This window comes from Microcoleus sp. D2_18a_B4 (assembly GCF_036702475.1).
Lineage (GTDB): Bacteria > Cyanobacteriota > Cyanobacteriia > Cyanobacteriales > Microcoleaceae > Microcoleus.
Map to the genome: position 1 here is coordinate 30920 of NZ_JAUBTL010000005.1, position 15220 is coordinate 46139.

Below are 15220 nucleotides of genomic sequence, written 5' to 3' on the forward strand. Positions count from 1 at the left end.
TGGGCCTTGCCCACCTTACCCAATTGCAGAGCATTAGGCTGTGTTTTAATAAAATATGACCACTAAATCTTCTCGGACTGAATCCGAGTTTGAGAAATTACCCGATAATACTATAGCACCATCTACCCAACACCCAGTTTTTCAATTAATTCATTCCACTTGATCTTGTGAATAGGCTGCAACTCTGTATCAACAATGACCAGATTAGAGTAATTTGTCACAAAGTTTTCTAAAGAAATTAATCTTAAGTAATATTGAATCGTGGGAATGACTCCATTAATTATTATTTGACAGCCATGCTCTTCTCTAACTTGAGATATTATGTTGTTTATTTCGTTAATCTCAGAGGCTTTAATATCCTTACACGAAAGTATATAGTATCTTTTGGGATTAAACCTGATAATTTTTTCATAAGCTATTCGCACAATTGTTAAGTCAATTTCCCGATCGAGCTTTACTTCAATAGCTTCACAGATTTGCCCTTGTTCGTCAAATACTTCTATGTCGCCTGAACTTCTTGAAGTCAAGTCAGATGATGTGTGACTCCCTAAAGGTGCTAAAGTACAGTTTTCATATCTTTTCACTTCTGCCAGAAGAGACTTGTACGTGGTATAGATAGCCAGAACAGGCAACTTTGAGCCACCGCGAACTTTATATTTAGTAAAAAAATGCTCCTCCAGACAAGAAACTATACTCAGTATGTTCAGAGTGTCAGGATTAACTAATTGGGCTACGTTTACACTATTTTTAGCTTGTACTTCAATAACTTTATTCAAGATCAAGCGCAGCACATTATCTACCTGTTCAGGTCTGCTTTCAACATAATCAATTATATTTAAAAATGCTTTTTTTACTGCCTTGTTGCTTATTTTGCCCTGGTAGTCTAAATTGTACGGGTACGGTTGTTCTAAAGACCTGGTGAGCCAACCGCTTTCAGCCATAGAGGGAAGTCCCAGTTCTTTTAATGTAGGTGTAATATATAGAGTGTCAATAGTTCTTCCCGAAAAACCACCCGGCATACTACTCTGATGTTTTCTGATGTCCTGTTTAGGGAATAAAGACTTGTGAGTTAGAAGAGAAACCAAGACGGTATAGACGCCCTTTTGTTTGTATGCTTGTTCACCAATTAGTAAAATATATTCAAGGTATTGTTGAGGAATATCCTTGATATCAGCAATTGAAAAGGACAAGCTGTATATATTCTTCAGTTTTTCTTTGTGGTTCATTTGGCTCATTTGACAATAAATTTTGACTTAATATTTCTTGCGCGATCGCCTCCACCACCGGTACACAAACCGAATTCCCAATTTGCTTGTAACTTTCCCCCGCACTCGGATAACTCTTAAAATCTTCAGGAAAACCCATAAGACGGTAACATTCCTTCAGCGTCAATTTTCTCACCATATCTTGCTCAGGAATGTAGATAAAAAACCTGCCAGAGGTTTCTTGCGAAGGAATAGTCGGATGCACTCCATCTACCGAATAAATGCGATTAGGCTGTCTGTGAACTCTCGATAAATGTTCTGTATTGGGCCTCACGCCAGTTTTCCAAGTACCTTTATTTCTGTAACCTACAAACAAAAGTCCCGAATCTTGCTTTCTCGGATAATCAATTAAAGTATACTCTGATTTGTCCAATATTTCAAAATCCCCTGTCTCGTCTAGAAATTCCCTGAGTTGCGGAGGAAACTTACTTTTAAGTCGAGAAAAATTGAATTCTTTACCTTTAGTTGCAATAATAAATATTCTTTCACGATGTTGAGCTATTCCAAAGTCTTTAGCATTCAGCATTTTGTAATTCACGCTGTACCCCAACTCTCTAAGACTAGCAATAATTACTTTTAATGTATTTCCCTTGTCGTGATGGATTAAGTGCTTGACATTTTCGAGAACAACTACTTGAGGTTGCTTTATTTTGATAATTTTACAAATATCAAAAAATAGCGTCCCTCTAGTATCTTCAAAACCTAGCTTTTTGCCACAGATGCTAAAAGGTTGGCACGGAAACCCGGCGACTAAAACATCAAAGTCTTCTAACTCGACGGGATTAATTTTACTGATATCTCCAAAAGGAACCTCACCGAAGTTCTCCGTGTAAACTTGTCGGCATTTGCTGTTAATCTCGCAGGAAAAAACGCATTCAAAGCCTATTTTTTCAAACCCTTGTCTGAAACCTCCTATTCCTGAAAACAAATCTATAAATTTCATTTTGGCTCAGCTTTAACACAAACAAATCATCTATACAATAATAACCGATTTTGCATCATAGATAAGTGAGCAACGGCTAAAAAAACAGAATTCCCAGATCCCCGACTTCTTCAAGAAGTCGGGGATCTAACAGCGATCGCGTCTTAAGTTCACTCATCAATTTCTCGGTCGAGCCCGATCGACTGTAGCATAGGAGCGATCGGCAAATTGCAGGAATTGTCGATCGCCCGAAACTTCCCCCGCATTCAACCAACCAACCTGCCAAACTTGTCCCGCAGCCGACTAAACTAGAAATAGCAGAACAAATCACAGCTATTGTTTACTTTTTTTCACGAACCATGAGTCAAACCTTGGAAAACCTCACCGCAATCGATGACAAGCTATCCAAACGCCACATCGACCTCGATCCGGGCGGCTACTTCATCATTTATCTCGATCGCGAAACCAGCTTAATCTGTGCCAAACATTTCACCAACATCATCGACGATCGAGGCCTCGCCATCGATCCCGAAACTGGTAAACCCATCCCCGCCCGTGGCAAAGTAGAACGCACAGAGGTCACACTTTTTACCGGCAGAACCGCCAAAGAACTTTGTGTCAAAATCCTAGAAGAAACCCGCCCCAGCCCGGTGACAATGTTAGATCACGCGGCTTATCTGGGACGGGAATTTGTACGGGCCGAAATTGCATTGTTGAGCGATCGAGAATACGTTCAAGATTAGTGCAGCCCTGCCAGAATTTCTGGACAAAATGGCAACTTATCGGACTTAGCAGCACCGATTACGAAAAACCTTGATACCAGAAATAAGTCACCATCGGAATCACTGTCGCCAATACCAACAGCACAACCACAACAACTGTGGCATTACCTTGGTCTGTTTCTTCAGCTTTTTTAAACGTGCCTTCAACTTGAATGTTGTCAACAACTTCAGGAGCACCCGGATCGGGTTCGCCCGACAAAACAGTTGCAATGCGCGTACTTGCAGCCGCAAATGCCTCGTTGTATTTATTGGCTTCCCGCAGCGGCACTTGCACGGTTTCCCCAGCCACACTCTGGGCAATTTCATCGGTTAGCAGGGATTTCACCCCTTCCCCCGTCCGAATTGCCGCACTGTTGGTAACAGTGTCGAGAACGAGTAAAATTTGATTAGTCTGGTCTTCTTTTGCGGGAAACCACTGTTCAAACAGTTGGTCGGTGAAAGTGGCTGTCGTTTCGCCGTAGTCTAAGCGGTGGATGGTGACAAATCGGACTTGTTTCCCTGTTTTGTTTTCCAGGTTGTCGAGCACGCTGCTGATATTGCTTTCGCTGCTGCGGCTGAGCACGTCGCCTTTGTCGAACACCCAAGTTCGATCGCCCGCCGACAACACCGGTATTTCGTAAACGCCAGTCGCCAATGCCGGCAATACCGCCATCTGGGATGCGATTAGGGCGATCGCGATCGCCGCGGCTAAAGGTTGGAGATATTTTCTCCAGTTAAATAATTGCTTCAGGAGTCGGGTCATGAGGTTAACCGTAAAACTGACTTTTTTCCAAAAATACTATAGAAACCCCCGTAAAATTCATTTTATGCAGGGCAATATTTACAATTAGCTCGCCTGTGGAACTCCCCCCCGATTATTTTAGGATTCTAACTATGGAACCAGCAGACACTTATAAAGGTTGGATTATTCAATCCCAGAAAGTCTTCTACGTCGAGGTTTGGGATAGCCACGGCAACCGCCACGTCGCCGTCCAAAATGCCAAGACTGAGGAGGAAGCTTTGGAATTGGCCAAAAAGTGGATAGACAAATATGAGTCAAAACCCGGAAGAATGCCGATCGACGTACCCCATCCTTTCGGAGACATGATCGATATGCCATTTTGAAGTCAGTTGACTGTTGACTGTTGACTGTTGACTGTTGACTGTTGACTGTTGACTGTTAACAGTTAGTATGACAGCTTGTAGGGTGCTCTACTAGAGAAAAAACCTCTTCAAATCGAGCAATTATGGCAACTGACGCATCCGAATAATATGCCAGTTGCGTCCAAGAGTGCGTTTTTCCTGAAATACAATTACGGAATTCCTCGCAATTTCCGCGTATTTTCTACTAAACTCCGAGCAAATTCGTCGAACCTTTCAGACAGTTTCTCATCCAATAATTTACCATCAGGACTAAAAGCTTTCCAAGCTTGTCCGATCGCAATTTGTTCGGGAATTACCCAAGCGTGCACCCATCTCAAAATGGTTCGCAAATCGTTGAGTGCGTTGCTGTTAACTTGCCCTCCCAAAACGCTAATCGCACCCGCAACTTTCCCGTCCAAATGCTCAAAACTCATCAAATCCAGGGCATTCTTGAGAGCACCGCTGACGCTACCGTGATACTCCGGCGTTGCCAAAATCAAGCCGTCGGCTTGCTTAACCGCATTTCGCAGCTTTTCCACATCCGGGTAATCGAGATAATCATTCTCACCGTCGCAGAAGGGCAGATTGAGCGATCGCAAATCCAATATTTCAACTTCCGCGCCCAGGGCCTCGGCCCGTTCTGCTGCCACCTTCAACGCTAACTGGCTGTAGGAGCCAGCCCGCAAACTTCCACCAATGCCGACAATTTTTACCATAAAGCTTAAAAACAATAACTGCTTGACTAAAGCGTACTCATTACGACTATGCTTAAGATAGCAAGTTCAATCGGCAACTGTCAATCGATTTGAGATTTGAGATTTGAGATTTACCGACGGAACCCAGAAACCGGGTTTTTTGAGCAAAATCCATCGATTTGAGATTTGAGATTTGAGATTTGAGATTTACCGACGGAGCCCAGAAACCGGGTTTTTTGAGCAAAATCCTTGGTTATAGCCCGCAGATTACATAAAAAACCCGGTTTCTTGAGGATGCGTGGGTAAGTTCAGTGAAGGGGGCCCAGAAACCGGGTTTTTTGAGCAAAATCCTTGGTTATAGCCCGCAGATTACGTAAAAAACCCGGTTTCTTGAGGAAGCCGTGGATTCAAAACCCCCCCTCTTGAGGGGCATCTTAAGATGCCCGCGAGAGATAAACCCATTCAACACCCGCCATCTTGTTAAAATAAATGAACGTAGCAAACCACAAGCGGTCAATCTTGGCAGTCTTCAACCTTGGGCAAAGCAATATGAAAAATTCTTGGAAACACGCATGGCTGGGGCATCTAGCTGTAAACAAAGACAAGTCGAGCCAGAATCCTAAAAAATCAATTCCAGGACGGAATCTTTGGCGCATCCTGGGCAGTTTGGTGATTTCTCAAGGAATATTGCTCTCGACCCCGGTGTTTGCCGACAGCGCGCCAAACACCATGAGTTACAGCCAACTGATCGACAACATAGAAAAAGGGCAAGTCAGTAAAATCGAAGTAGACGAAACTCAAAAAACTGCCAAGGTTAAGCTGAAAAATCAAAAAAGCGATCTAACCCAATCAGTTAGTCTGTTCGACTACAACAACCGAGAACTGTACTCGCAAATCCGCGCCAAAAAAATTGACTTTGAAGTTAAACAAACAGCCGACAACGCCGCCGCAGTCAGTTTAGTAGTAAACTTGCTAGTGATTTTTGCAGTGTTGGCAGTGCTGATGGCAATCCTGCGCCGATCGACCCAATCTCAAGGAAATGCCATGAACTTCGGCAAATCCAGAGCCCGTTTCCAAATGGAAGCCAAAACCGGCGTGATGTTCGACGACGTAGCAGGCATCGAAGAAGCTAAAGAAGAACTGCAAGAAGTCGTAACCTTCCTCAAAAAACCCGAACGCTTCAACGCCATCGGCGCCAAAATTCCCAGAGGAGTTCTGTTAATCGGGCCTCCAGGAACCGGCAAAACAATGCTGGCAAAAGCCATCGCAGGCGAAGCAGCCGTCCCCTTCTTCAGCATCTCCGGTTCGGAATTTGTCGAAATGTTTGTCGGAGTTGGCGCCTCCCGCGTCCGCGACTTGTTCAAGAAAGCTAAAGAAAATTCGCCCTGCATCGTCTTCATCGACGAAATAGACGCCGTAGGAAGGCAGCGCGGCGCTGGTATCGGCGGCGGCAACGACGAACGGGAACAAACTCTCAACCAGTTGCTGACAGAAATGGACGGCTTTGAGGGTAACAGCGGCGTGATTGTGATTGCAGCTACTAACCGGCCCGACGTGCTCGATACCGCCCTGCTGCGGCCCGGCAGGTTCGATCGACAAGTAACGGTAGATTTACCCAGTTACAAAGGGCGTTTAGGGATTTTGCAAGTTCACGCGCGCAACAAAAAACTCGACCCAGAAGTTGCCCTAGACACGATCGCCCGCCGCACTCCCGGCTTTTCCGGCGCCGACTTGGCAAACTTGCTCAACGAAGCAGCTATTCTCACTGCGAGGCGTCGCAAAGACACTATTACTAATCTAGAAGTTCACGACGCGATCGACCGGATCACGATCGGGCTTACCCTTAACCCGCTGCTGGACAGCAAGAAAAAGTGGATGGTAGCATACCACGAAATCGGACACGCCCTAGTCGGGACGATGCTCAAAAATACTGACCCAATAGATAAAGTGACGATTATCCCCCGTTCCGGCGGCATCGCAGGCTTTGTTAGCTATGTGTACGACGACGAAATGATCGACAGCGAAGGTTTGATGAGTCGGGCTTGGCTGTTAAGCCGGATTACAGTAGCTTTGGGGGGAAGGGCGGCGGAGGCTGAAATTTACGGCGCTGCCGAAGTAACTCTGGGTGCCAGCGAGGATATCAAACAAGTCACCAGCCTCGCTAGGAAGATGGTAACGCTTTATGGAATGTCGGATTTGGGGCCTGTGGCTTTTGAAAGTCAGAACAATGAGGTGTTTTTGGGGCAGAACTGGAATTCCCGAAGTGAGTATTCCGAAGACATGGCAATCAAGATCGATCGCCAAGTCCGGGAAATTGCCTTTGAGTGCTACGAAGAAGCTCGCCGAATTATCCGCGAAAACCGCGCTTTGGTAGACAAACTTGTCGAAGCGCTGTTGGATGAAGAAACGATCGACGGCGACGAATTCCGCCAAATTGTAGCTCGGTACACCGAGTTGACAAAAAAAGAGTTAGCCCCAACGTAAAGAGTCAGTTGGCAGTTGGCAGTTGGCAGTTGGCAGTTGGCAGTTGGCAGTTGGCAGTTGGCAGTTGGCAGTGGTCAGTGGTCATTAGTTATATCATGTCCGCCTAATCACTTACGATATGTCCGCAGGGAGTGAAACGAAGCAATCGCAATGTTTCTGCGATTGCTTCTCTACGGTCGCAATGACGTTTAACCGGACAATTTATTATTGGTAAGAACTGTCAACTGACAACTGTCAACTGTCAACTGACAACTGACAAATTAAGATTGTTGGGAGTACATTTCCCGGAGTACCAAAGCCGGGTCTACCCAGCGGCCGCCGTACTTCAATCCCCAGTGCAAGTGAGGCCCACTCGTGCGGCCGGTCATCCCAACTCTGGCAATTCTCGCACCCGCAGGCACTGTTTGACCTTGCCAAATTTGCAAAGTACCTTCGCGATCGGTATAATAACGCCCGCCGTTAGCCGTTAGCACTCGGCCTCTAAGGTGACAGTAGATGTGTTCCCAATTTCCCGATCGCACCACCATACCAGTGCCGCATCGGCCATCTTCCCAAACTTCCACAACTTGCCCGCCCCACCAATTGCGGATATAGCTGCCTTCCGGGGCGGCCAAGTCCAACCCGTAATGAAAATCCCCGCCACGGGGGCCGAAGGGGGAAGTGTATGTTTCAAAGTTTTCGACTGGAAAAGAAGCTTCTTGCCACAAATTACCCGTCGCTACTCTGCTTGGTAAGCCTGACTGAGCTTTGACCACCTGCTGCTGCAAATAAGGGCAGATCAACACAATGCCGATCGAAAGTGCCAGCAGCAGCATCTGTCTGAGACGAAAAAAGCGTTTTGCCGTCAGCGGGCCTCTAGAGTCTTGCAGGATTTTTTTCACGGCTCAAAGTTAAATGTGTGTGCGAGTGTGCGTTGTCTGTTAGGCTCACATCTTGCACCCTTGTCAATAAAGCTTTCAGGGGCGGGCTTTCCGGCCCAACCCACAAAAAAATCATTGTTTGTGGAACGGGCCGGAAAGCCCGTTTCGGAGAAGGGTGCAAGATGTAAATTATGCCAATTCGCTGCAAGATTGGCTTTGAGCTCTACCCGCGATCGCGAATCAGTTTATCAACAACGTGTATCTTACTCCATCCAAAACCCGTGTCAAGGCTTCCGGGTAAATAGCCAGGGGTGATAAAAAAAATTCGCCGAGGAATTCGTGCTGCGGTTGAATTCGATCGAGCTTTTGCTTGACACTATAGTTAAGTTCGGGGATTTTGGATAACATCCAAAATCTCAAATTCATCACAAACATTCAAGCAATGCTTACTGAAATTTTTCCCTTTAGTTTTGCCATAGACGCAACTGCGATCGCCGGTGCGTCCTTGTGGTCTTTGGCCCTGTACTGGGGCCTGTCGCCCCTCACAGAATGGGTAATCCTGCAACTCAACCGCTGGATGAATTTTGCTGAGAGATCCCTCTACACCTCGGAAGCCGAGTTTGAAAGAACCCGCCAAGCCAGAGAAGCCCAAAATGCGTTTTACGCTTCGCTGTTGAGCATTGTGCCCTTTTTGATTGTGGGCGGATTGTGCAATTGGGGCGTAGAATTTTCTCTGGGTACTGGTTGGGCGGTATCTATGGGTACGATCGCCTGTATTGGTGGCGGCGTGTACGAGCTCGGCCGCCGAGACGGCGAGGAGTCTTAGGGGATTTTGGATTTTGGATTTTGGATTTTGGATTGCTCAAGATATTCGGAGATTTACCATTCTCTAGAATGGATGATAATCTCAAATCCAAAACTCCAAGTCTCAAATAACTTTGACCTTATAATGTTAATGGATTTGTGACAGATATTTTTTTTTATGAACCGCAGAGGGCGCAGAGGACACAGAGAAAGAGAAGAAAAGAGAAAGGAATAGAAGAGAATAGATGGTGTTCACATTTCTTCTAAGGCTTGCTATACAGGTAATCAAACAAAATTAGCCATGTATTTTAACCGTAATTTGACTCAGGATGTTTGCCTAAAAGCCGCAGTTGCCGTTCAGTAGCGGTAGCGATAATTTCGGGGTTAAACTGCCACGGCCAAGGCGAAAATTTCTGCGCGATGTTGCGGTGGGAATAATGCACTTGCAGTAAGTAGCGAGTTCCATCTGTTGTCGTATTTTTGCCGCCGGAGTGCCAAATTTCACTGCGGAAAAATAACACATCTCCTGCTTTGCACAAAACTGGTTCTGGGGAGTGTCCGTTCCAAGTTTCTTCCCCGCGTTCTGGTTTTCGACCAGATTTGTGACTACCAGGAATAATGTAGGTAGGACAGAGGTCTTCTGCGATGTCGCTGAGATAGAAATGGGCTGTACAAATCCATACTGGTAGTTGAAAAGTGCGATCCTCTTCGAGGGCTCCGCTAACGGCAAACACGCTTTCGGGCAGGGGTACAAACACCTGATCGACGTGGACGCGCCAACCATCATAACCGGGCCCGCTTTTCCACGCAGTCATGCCGATAATATGGCAATCGCTGCCCATTAATGCTTCGGCTAATTCAATTATACCCGGTCGATCGACATAGGAAAGCCACAGGCGATCGCGATTAAATACGCACTTAAAATGCTGGTTCAATTCACTCCAACTGCTACCATCGAGTCCGAAGGGTTGCAGGCGATCGAGTGCTTCCTTTGTTTGCGCCACTTCCGACGGACTGAGTACACCGGGAATCAGCGCAAAACCCTCTTCGCGCACCGCATCTACGGCCCCCGCTGTATCGAAAAGATCACAAGTCTTTTGCCGATAGCTGAAAACTTCGCTTAACGTGCTTGCGTTCATACTTAAAAAAGTAAAATTATTAACTGTTATTAAATTAACACTTATTCTGCTCGATACTTGCATACTATGAAACCAGCCACCCGGTTTCTTGTTTCTGGGTTTCTTGTTTCTTGGGGGAGCATCTCAATGAAAGCAGCAAAGCTCGCAATTGGAATTAGGAGTCAGGAGTCAGGAGCCAGGAGAAAAGAGTCAGAAGGAAGAAGAAAGAAGTGTTTTTGCAAATATGAGATGCTCCCGTTTCTTGGTACATCAGGACTTACACAAAATTTAATTATGTAGGGCACGCACTGCTCACATTACGTCGGATTTGGGGATAAATCAAATGAAAGACCAACAAGAACTAACATCATTAAATCAAGCCCGCGCTGCCTTCCAAAAAATTTGGGGATACGACGACTTTCGACCGCCCCAAGGAGAAATCGTCGGTAGTTTATTAGCGGGAAAAGATACAATAATAATTATGCCGACTGGTGGCGGCAAATCAATCTGCTTTCAACTGCCAGCTTTGTTACAAACAGGCTTAACGTTGGTAGTTTCGCCGTTAGTCGCACTGATGGAGAATCAAGTACAAGAATTGCGCGATCGCAATCTGCCCGCTTCCCTCCTCCACAGTCAATTGCCAACAGCGCAGCGCCGACAAACTATGCAGTCGCTGCAACAAAATAAATTAAGATTGCTGTACCTATCTCCCGAAACATTACTCAGCAAACCTGTTTGGGAAATTATCAGTCAGCCACAAATCCAAATCAACGGTTTAATATTAGATGAAGCTCACTGTTTAGTGCAGTGGGGTGATACTTTTCGACCAGCTTACCGCCGTTTGGGAACAGTGCGATCGGCTTTGTTGAAAGCTAAACCAGCAAATAGTAAAATTGCGATCGCAGCTTTTACCGCTACCGCCAACCCGGAAGCACAGCAGACAATCAAAAATGTCTTGCAACTGCAACAACCCGAAGCATTTTTGCTAAGTCCCTACCGTTCTAATCTGCACCTGCAAGTGCAAACAGTCTGGACGCCGAGAGGACGCAAGCAGCAGTTATTAAATTTTATTAAAGCTCGACCAAAACAAGCAGGTTTAGTCTATGTCCGCACGAGAAAAGATAGCGAAAGCTTGGCGGATTTGTTGGAAGCAGCAGGTTATGAAACAGCAGCATATCATGCAGGTTTAAGTCCCGAATCACGGCGAAAAATAGAAAACGCTTGGCTGAACAATGAGCTAAAATTCGTAACTTGTACCTCAGCATTCGGGATGGGAATTAACAAGCCCGATGTCCGGTGGGTTGTTCATTATCAAGCACCTTTGCTATTATCGGAATACATTCAGGAAATTGGTAGAGGCGGACGCGACGGCAAATCTGCGATCGCCCTGACATTGATTAGCGAACCGACGGGTTTGCTTTATCCCGAAGATAAACAAAGAAAGGAATTTTTTCAAGATAAATTGCGATCGCAATACCGAGAAGCTCAGCAATTAGCCCAAAAACTGCCAGTTAAAGGGGATATAGAAGCAGTTTCCCGCGAATTTCCTGAAAGCACGATCGCCCTTTCGATTCTCCACAGCAGCGGACAATTAACATGGCAAGATCCTTTTAATTATGCGATCGACAAATCCGCACAGCAAAAAGGCGAAAAACCCAACTTTAGCGCAGCGGAAGAAATGGCAAAATATCTCAAACATCGCGAGTGTAGGTGGCAATTTTTGCTGCAAGCTTTTGGGTTTGCCAAGGAAGCTAAATCAATGCGCTGCGGCCACTGCGACAATTGTCGATAGAATAGACGATTATACTCAAACGACTTAACCGCTCCGACCAAAGAAACCGGTTTTTTTACCCAGTCTGCGGGCAGAAACGAAGTATTGCCGTGAAAAAACCCGGTTTCTCGCTACCCGTGCGATCGCGAACTAACTCACAGATGTTATGATTAAGATAGTTAATGCTCTCAGAAATCCGGTTTATTCCTATATTTACCGTGACTCGTCGCAAAACTCGTAGAAACCGGGTTTCTCACCCCCATGCGTAAGCCCAAAAATTGGCAAAACCTAGTAAAAAGTAAATGATAGAAACAGACACTGCGGCACAGATTTACACAGTAGAAAATACAGAGGAATTCGATCGCAGTAATGTCAATCAGCGATTAGATATTTGGCTGTCAAACCAGATACCGGACTTATCCCGATCGCGAATCCAAAGCCTCATATCACAAGGCAATGTCAAAGTCAACGACGAAACCTGCACCTCGAAAAAAATCTCAGTAAAAACGGGCGATCGCATCCACCTCACTTTACCTGAAGCCCAGCCCACAAAGTTGCAGGCCGAAGCAATTCCCCTCGACATCCTCTACGAAGATGACAGCCTAATTATCATCAACAAACCAGCCGGATTAGTCGTCCACCCAGCCGCCGGACACCAAGACGGTACATTAGTCAACGCCCTCTTAGCCCACTGTCCCCTAGCAGAAATAGGCGGAGTTCAGCGGCCGGGAATCGTACACAGATTAGACAAAGATACAACAGGTGCGATCGCGATCGCCAAAACCGACATTGCTCACCAACATCTGCAAGCCCAACTCAAAACTAAAACCGCCCGCCGCGAATATTTAGGCATAGTTTACGGTGCTCCCAATACCGAAACAGGCACAATAGACCTACCCATCGGGCGGCATCCCACAGACCGCAAAAAAATGGCAGTAGTACCAGTAGAAAAAGGCGGTCGCCCCGCAGTTACTCACTGGACAATCAAAGAAAGAATCGGCAACTATTGCTTAATGCACTATCAATTAGAAACCGGCCGCACCCATCAAATTCGCGTGCATACAGCGGAGATAAAACATCCCATTGTCGGCGACCCGATGTACAGTTCTAACCGTTCGATCGGCGTCAATTTAACCGGACAAGCCCTCCACGCATGGCGGCTGACTTTGCAGCATCCCGTAACAGGAGAATTAATAGAGGCGATCGCACCTTTACCCGATCAATTCAACACCTTGTTAAAAATATTGCGCCTGCGATCTCACACTTGATAATTGGTATAGCAGTCGCCAAAGCTGTTATGACAAGCCGCCATCAGGCGTTGAGAATTTTATCTACCTTGATGGCTTTGTTCAACATTCCCTCCAGGATATTGTTTCTACTTTAATTTTTTTTAATACCACAAGTATCACTTAGATGCTAGTGCAAGTCTGGGACGGTAGTGCTCTGTGCAAATTTGTTGATGTCAAACATATCGATGCAGCCGTTGTTCTCATTTGTCCCCATCTTATCTAGTTTTATAGGTGCGATCGAGTTCTTGCAACCCTGACACCAGATTGCCCAGTTCCATGACGTAAGCACCCCTAATCTTCTTTTTGTTGCTCAAAATCACTTTGGCATCGCTAAATACAACTACTGGAGTGACCTTGGTTAACTTCTTAGCTTTTTTGATAGCCGTAACTTCTTTGGCAATCTGTGCCAGAAAATCTTTCTCAAAATCTCTCAATTTCCCGTCGTAAGATTGACGCTTGAGCACATCGCCCTCCAACAGAACTACGGTTGAGTGAGACTTCACATCAAGGATAAAATTGACTCCTTTAGGCGATCGCAGCCACACATCGATATCGCCTACTTCCGGCAATCTTAAATTGTACTCAGCTATCCATCCAGATTGGATTAAGGACTCCAAAACTTGCTGAATCTTTTCTTCACCACAGGCCCCTTGGTCAAATCTCTGAGACGACTTCCAAAACGTTTTCCCGTCCTCAATCAACGGAAGGGCGATTAATGCCGCTATCAAAAGAGCCGCGACCAAAAATAAAGGAGCAAAAGGTGCTACCGCGTATACCAGCAGTGGCAACAACACCAACCCTGTTGCGGCACCGTACCTGTATAAGGCTTTGGTACGAAGCTGTTGAGCATGGCGACGCAATGGTTTTCCAGCACCTTCGTTATATTGCGGCTGCATAAATGCACCTATGTACTTATAGTTAACAATGGGAAAAGGTCGAATTATTTTTCTTCCTTCTTCCTTCTTCCCTCTTCCTTCTTCCTTCTTCCCTCTTCCTTCTTCCCTCTTCCTTCTTCCTTCTTCCTTCTTCCTTCTTCCTTCTTCCTAATAAAAAAAATTATGAGTCCCGAGTTTTGGATTCCAAGTTTATCAAAAAACTCAAACCTCAAAACTCAAGACTCAAAACTCTCTCAGCCTAAAAGCCGATCGATTCAGTTGATCGCCCGACACAAATAATTGCATCAGACAGGATCAATTAGCGGCGAGGAACCATCGTGGCAATATTGATATTAGCCAGAGGCACGCGCTGCGGTGGAGTAGCAGGCGTGGGCATACTGCGCGCCATACCCAAATAGTTCGACGGATCGCCAGCCTTCGCCTGCTGTTCTTGAGGAACAAAACGGCGGACACTTGTCTGCCAGATGATTTGCGGGAAGCCAAGCTGCGAACGGTGGTACTCACCGTAGCGGGGCGTCTTCAAGTTGAAAGGAGTGTCCCCTCCAACTCGCTGAGGCAAAATTCGGCGCTGTTGGTAAGGTACTGTGTCGTAGCCGAACTTTTCCAGGTACTCTTCGCTATTGACCAACTCGTCAATAAAGCCTTGAGGCCCCTTATTAGCTACCACGATCGACCAAGCAATCTTTTCGCGTTCGCTGTACACATCCCGGCCCAAAACGCGCTGCACGCACATTTCTACAAACCGGTAATTGCTGTTAGTTTGATAATTCCGCTCCAAGAAAGGAGCAGAAGTTGCCAAACCGCGAATAAAGTCCCGCACTGTAATTTGGCCGAACTTGAGTTGCGACTCCAAAGACTTTTGGCGGTTGCTCTTGAGGATTTGGTGTTCGCTGTAAATCTGGCGATATGCAGCCCAAATCAAATTATCCATGTCTCCAGGCGAGAGCACATTTTCAGTTGTGAAAATTCTCGGCTGCTCGTCGCCGCCTACTTCAAAACCAGCAACGCGCTGGTTTTGGCTCTTGGGGGCGTAGCTTAATAAAGGAAGCGCCACGTTAAAATCTCCGTTATCTCAAATTTCAGAAATAGTTGACACCGTGAGCTGCCAGCAAAACGGATACAACTAACCAACATACAGATTAGGGGATTCCCGCAATCTAAATCTGATTTTCCTGAATTTTTGCAACAATCTGTAACATTTGTTGACTGTTG

General features: G+C 45.9%; 18 protein-coding genes. 7 read left to right on the plus strand and 11 right to left on the minus strand.

Annotation, left to right across the window (positions count from 1 at the left end):
• Positions 1 to 122 precede the first annotated feature (122 nt).
• The 3 genes from QUB04_RS04250 to QUB04_RS04260 all read right to left on the minus strand — a co-directional run bounded on the left by QUB04_RS04250 (position 123) and on the right by QUB04_RS04260 (position 2518).
• Entirely contained in the window at positions 123 to 1226 is a 1104-nt protein-coding gene (locus QUB04_RS04250) for a hypothetical protein (protein WP_333281469.1), read from the minus strand.
• Entirely contained in the window at positions 1171 to 2208 is a 1038-nt protein-coding gene (gene dcm, locus QUB04_RS04255; RefSeq protein ID WP_333281472.1) for a DNA (cytosine-5-)-methyltransferase, read from the minus strand. The genes QUB04_RS04250 and dcm overlap by 56 nt, the downstream gene beginning before the upstream one ends.
• Positions 2209 to 2284: 76 nt before the next feature.
• Entirely contained in the window at positions 2285 to 2518 is a 234-nt protein-coding gene (locus tag QUB04_RS04260) for a hypothetical protein (protein WP_333281475.1), read from the minus strand.
• A 28-nt stretch (positions 2519 to 2546) separates the two neighbouring features.
• On the opposite strand from QUB04_RS04260, the gene QUB04_RS04265 reads away from it, so the two are divergent.
• Positions 2547 to 2930 (plus strand): DUF4346 domain-containing protein, encoded by a 384-nt coding sequence (locus QUB04_RS04265; protein ID WP_333139627.1) that lies wholly within the window; start codon positions 2547 to 2549, stop codon positions 2928 to 2930.
• Positions 2931 to 2988: 58 nt separating this feature from the next.
• Here QUB04_RS04265 and psb32 read toward each other — a convergent pair whose 3' ends face one another.
• A complete protein-coding gene (gene psb32, locus QUB04_RS04270) occupies positions 2989 to 3711 on the minus strand; it encodes a photosystem II repair protein Psb32 (protein WP_333281478.1) in 723 nt (240 codons plus the stop codon).
• Between the two features lie 131 nt (positions 3712 to 3842).
• Here psb32 and QUB04_RS04275 point away from each other — a divergent pair, with 131 nt between their 5' ends.
• Entirely contained in the window at positions 3843 to 4073 is a 231-nt protein-coding gene (locus QUB04_RS04275; RefSeq protein ID WP_333083630.1) for a hypothetical protein, read from the plus strand.
• Between the two features lie 188 nt (positions 4074 to 4261).
• On the opposite strand, the gene QUB04_RS04280 is transcribed toward QUB04_RS04275, so the two are convergent.
• Positions 4262 to 4807 (minus strand): NADPH-dependent FMN reductase, encoded by a 546-nt coding sequence (locus QUB04_RS04280; RefSeq protein WP_333281481.1) that lies wholly within the window; start codon positions 4805 to 4807, stop codon positions 4262 to 4264.
• 528 nt (positions 4808 to 5335) lie between these two features.
• On the opposite strand from QUB04_RS04280, the gene ftsH reads away from it, so the two are divergent.
• Entirely contained in the window at positions 5336 to 7270 is a 1935-nt protein-coding gene (ftsH, locus tag QUB04_RS04285) for an ATP-dependent zinc metalloprotease FtsH (protein ID WP_445301032.1), read from the plus strand.
• A gap of 260 nt (positions 7271 to 7530) precedes the next feature.
• Here ftsH and QUB04_RS04290 read toward each other — a convergent pair whose 3' ends face one another.
• Positions 7531 to 8085: a M23 family metallopeptidase gene (locus QUB04_RS04290; protein ID WP_333281787.1), complete on the minus strand. Its 555-nt coding sequence runs from the start codon at positions 8083 to 8085 to the stop codon at positions 7531 to 7533.
• Between the two features lie 285 nt (positions 8086 to 8370).
• Positions 8371 to 8538 (minus strand): hypothetical protein, encoded by a 168-nt coding sequence (locus QUB04_RS04295; RefSeq protein ID WP_333281487.1) that lies wholly within the window; start codon positions 8536 to 8538, stop codon positions 8371 to 8373.
• Between the two features lie 34 nt (positions 8539 to 8572).
• On the opposite strand from QUB04_RS04295, the gene QUB04_RS04300 reads away from it, so the two are divergent.
• Positions 8573 to 8956, plus strand: coding sequence for a hypothetical protein (locus QUB04_RS04300; protein WP_333052219.1), 384 nt, complete (start codon positions 8573 to 8575; stop codon positions 8954 to 8956).
• A gap of 286 nt (positions 8957 to 9242) precedes the next feature.
• Here the strand turns inward: QUB04_RS04300 and QUB04_RS04305 are convergent, their stop codons facing one another.
• Entirely contained in the window at positions 9243 to 10073 is an 831-nt protein-coding gene (locus QUB04_RS04305; RefSeq protein ID WP_333139534.1) for a phytanoyl-CoA dioxygenase family protein, read from the minus strand.
• 126 nt (positions 10074 to 10199) lie between these two features.
• On the opposite strand from QUB04_RS04305, the gene QUB04_RS04310 reads away from it, so the two are divergent.
• The 3 genes from QUB04_RS04310 (at position 10200) to QUB04_RS04320 (ending at position 13091) form a co-directional block, all read left to right on the plus strand.
• Positions 10200 to 10352: a hypothetical protein gene (locus tag QUB04_RS04310; protein ID WP_333281490.1), complete on the plus strand. Its 153-nt coding sequence runs from the start codon at positions 10200 to 10202 to the stop codon at positions 10350 to 10352.
• Between the two features lie 43 nt (positions 10353 to 10395).
• On the plus strand, positions 10396 to 11844 hold the full coding sequence (locus QUB04_RS04315) for a RecQ family ATP-dependent DNA helicase (protein ID WP_333281493.1): 1449 nt from the start codon (positions 10396 to 10398) through the stop codon (positions 11842 to 11844).
• A 281-nt stretch (positions 11845 to 12125) separates the two neighbouring features.
• Positions 12126 to 13091 (plus strand): RluA family pseudouridine synthase, encoded by a 966-nt coding sequence (locus QUB04_RS04320; protein WP_333281495.1) that lies wholly within the window; start codon positions 12126 to 12128, stop codon positions 13089 to 13091.
• Between the two features lie 236 nt (positions 13092 to 13327).
• On the opposite strand, the gene QUB04_RS04325 is transcribed toward QUB04_RS04320, so the two are convergent.
• The 3 genes from QUB04_RS04325 to QUB04_RS04335 form a co-directional block, all read right to left on the minus strand.
• Positions 13328 to 14008: an NERD domain-containing protein gene (locus QUB04_RS04325; RefSeq protein ID WP_333281499.1), complete on the minus strand. Its 681-nt coding sequence runs from the start codon at positions 14006 to 14008 to the stop codon at positions 13328 to 13330.
• A 44-nt stretch (positions 14009 to 14052) separates the two neighbouring features.
• Entirely contained in the window at positions 14053 to 14220 is a 168-nt protein-coding gene (locus tag QUB04_RS04330) for a hypothetical protein (RefSeq protein ID WP_333281502.1), read from the minus strand.
• 86 nt (positions 14221 to 14306) lie between these two features.
• The gene (locus QUB04_RS04335; protein ID WP_333281504.1) at positions 14307 to 15062 is read right to left on the minus strand and encodes a phycobilisome rod-core linker polypeptide; all 756 of its coding nucleotides are present in this window, start codon (positions 15060 to 15062) and stop codon (positions 14307 to 14309) included.
• Positions 15063 to 15220: the final 158 nt, after the last annotated feature.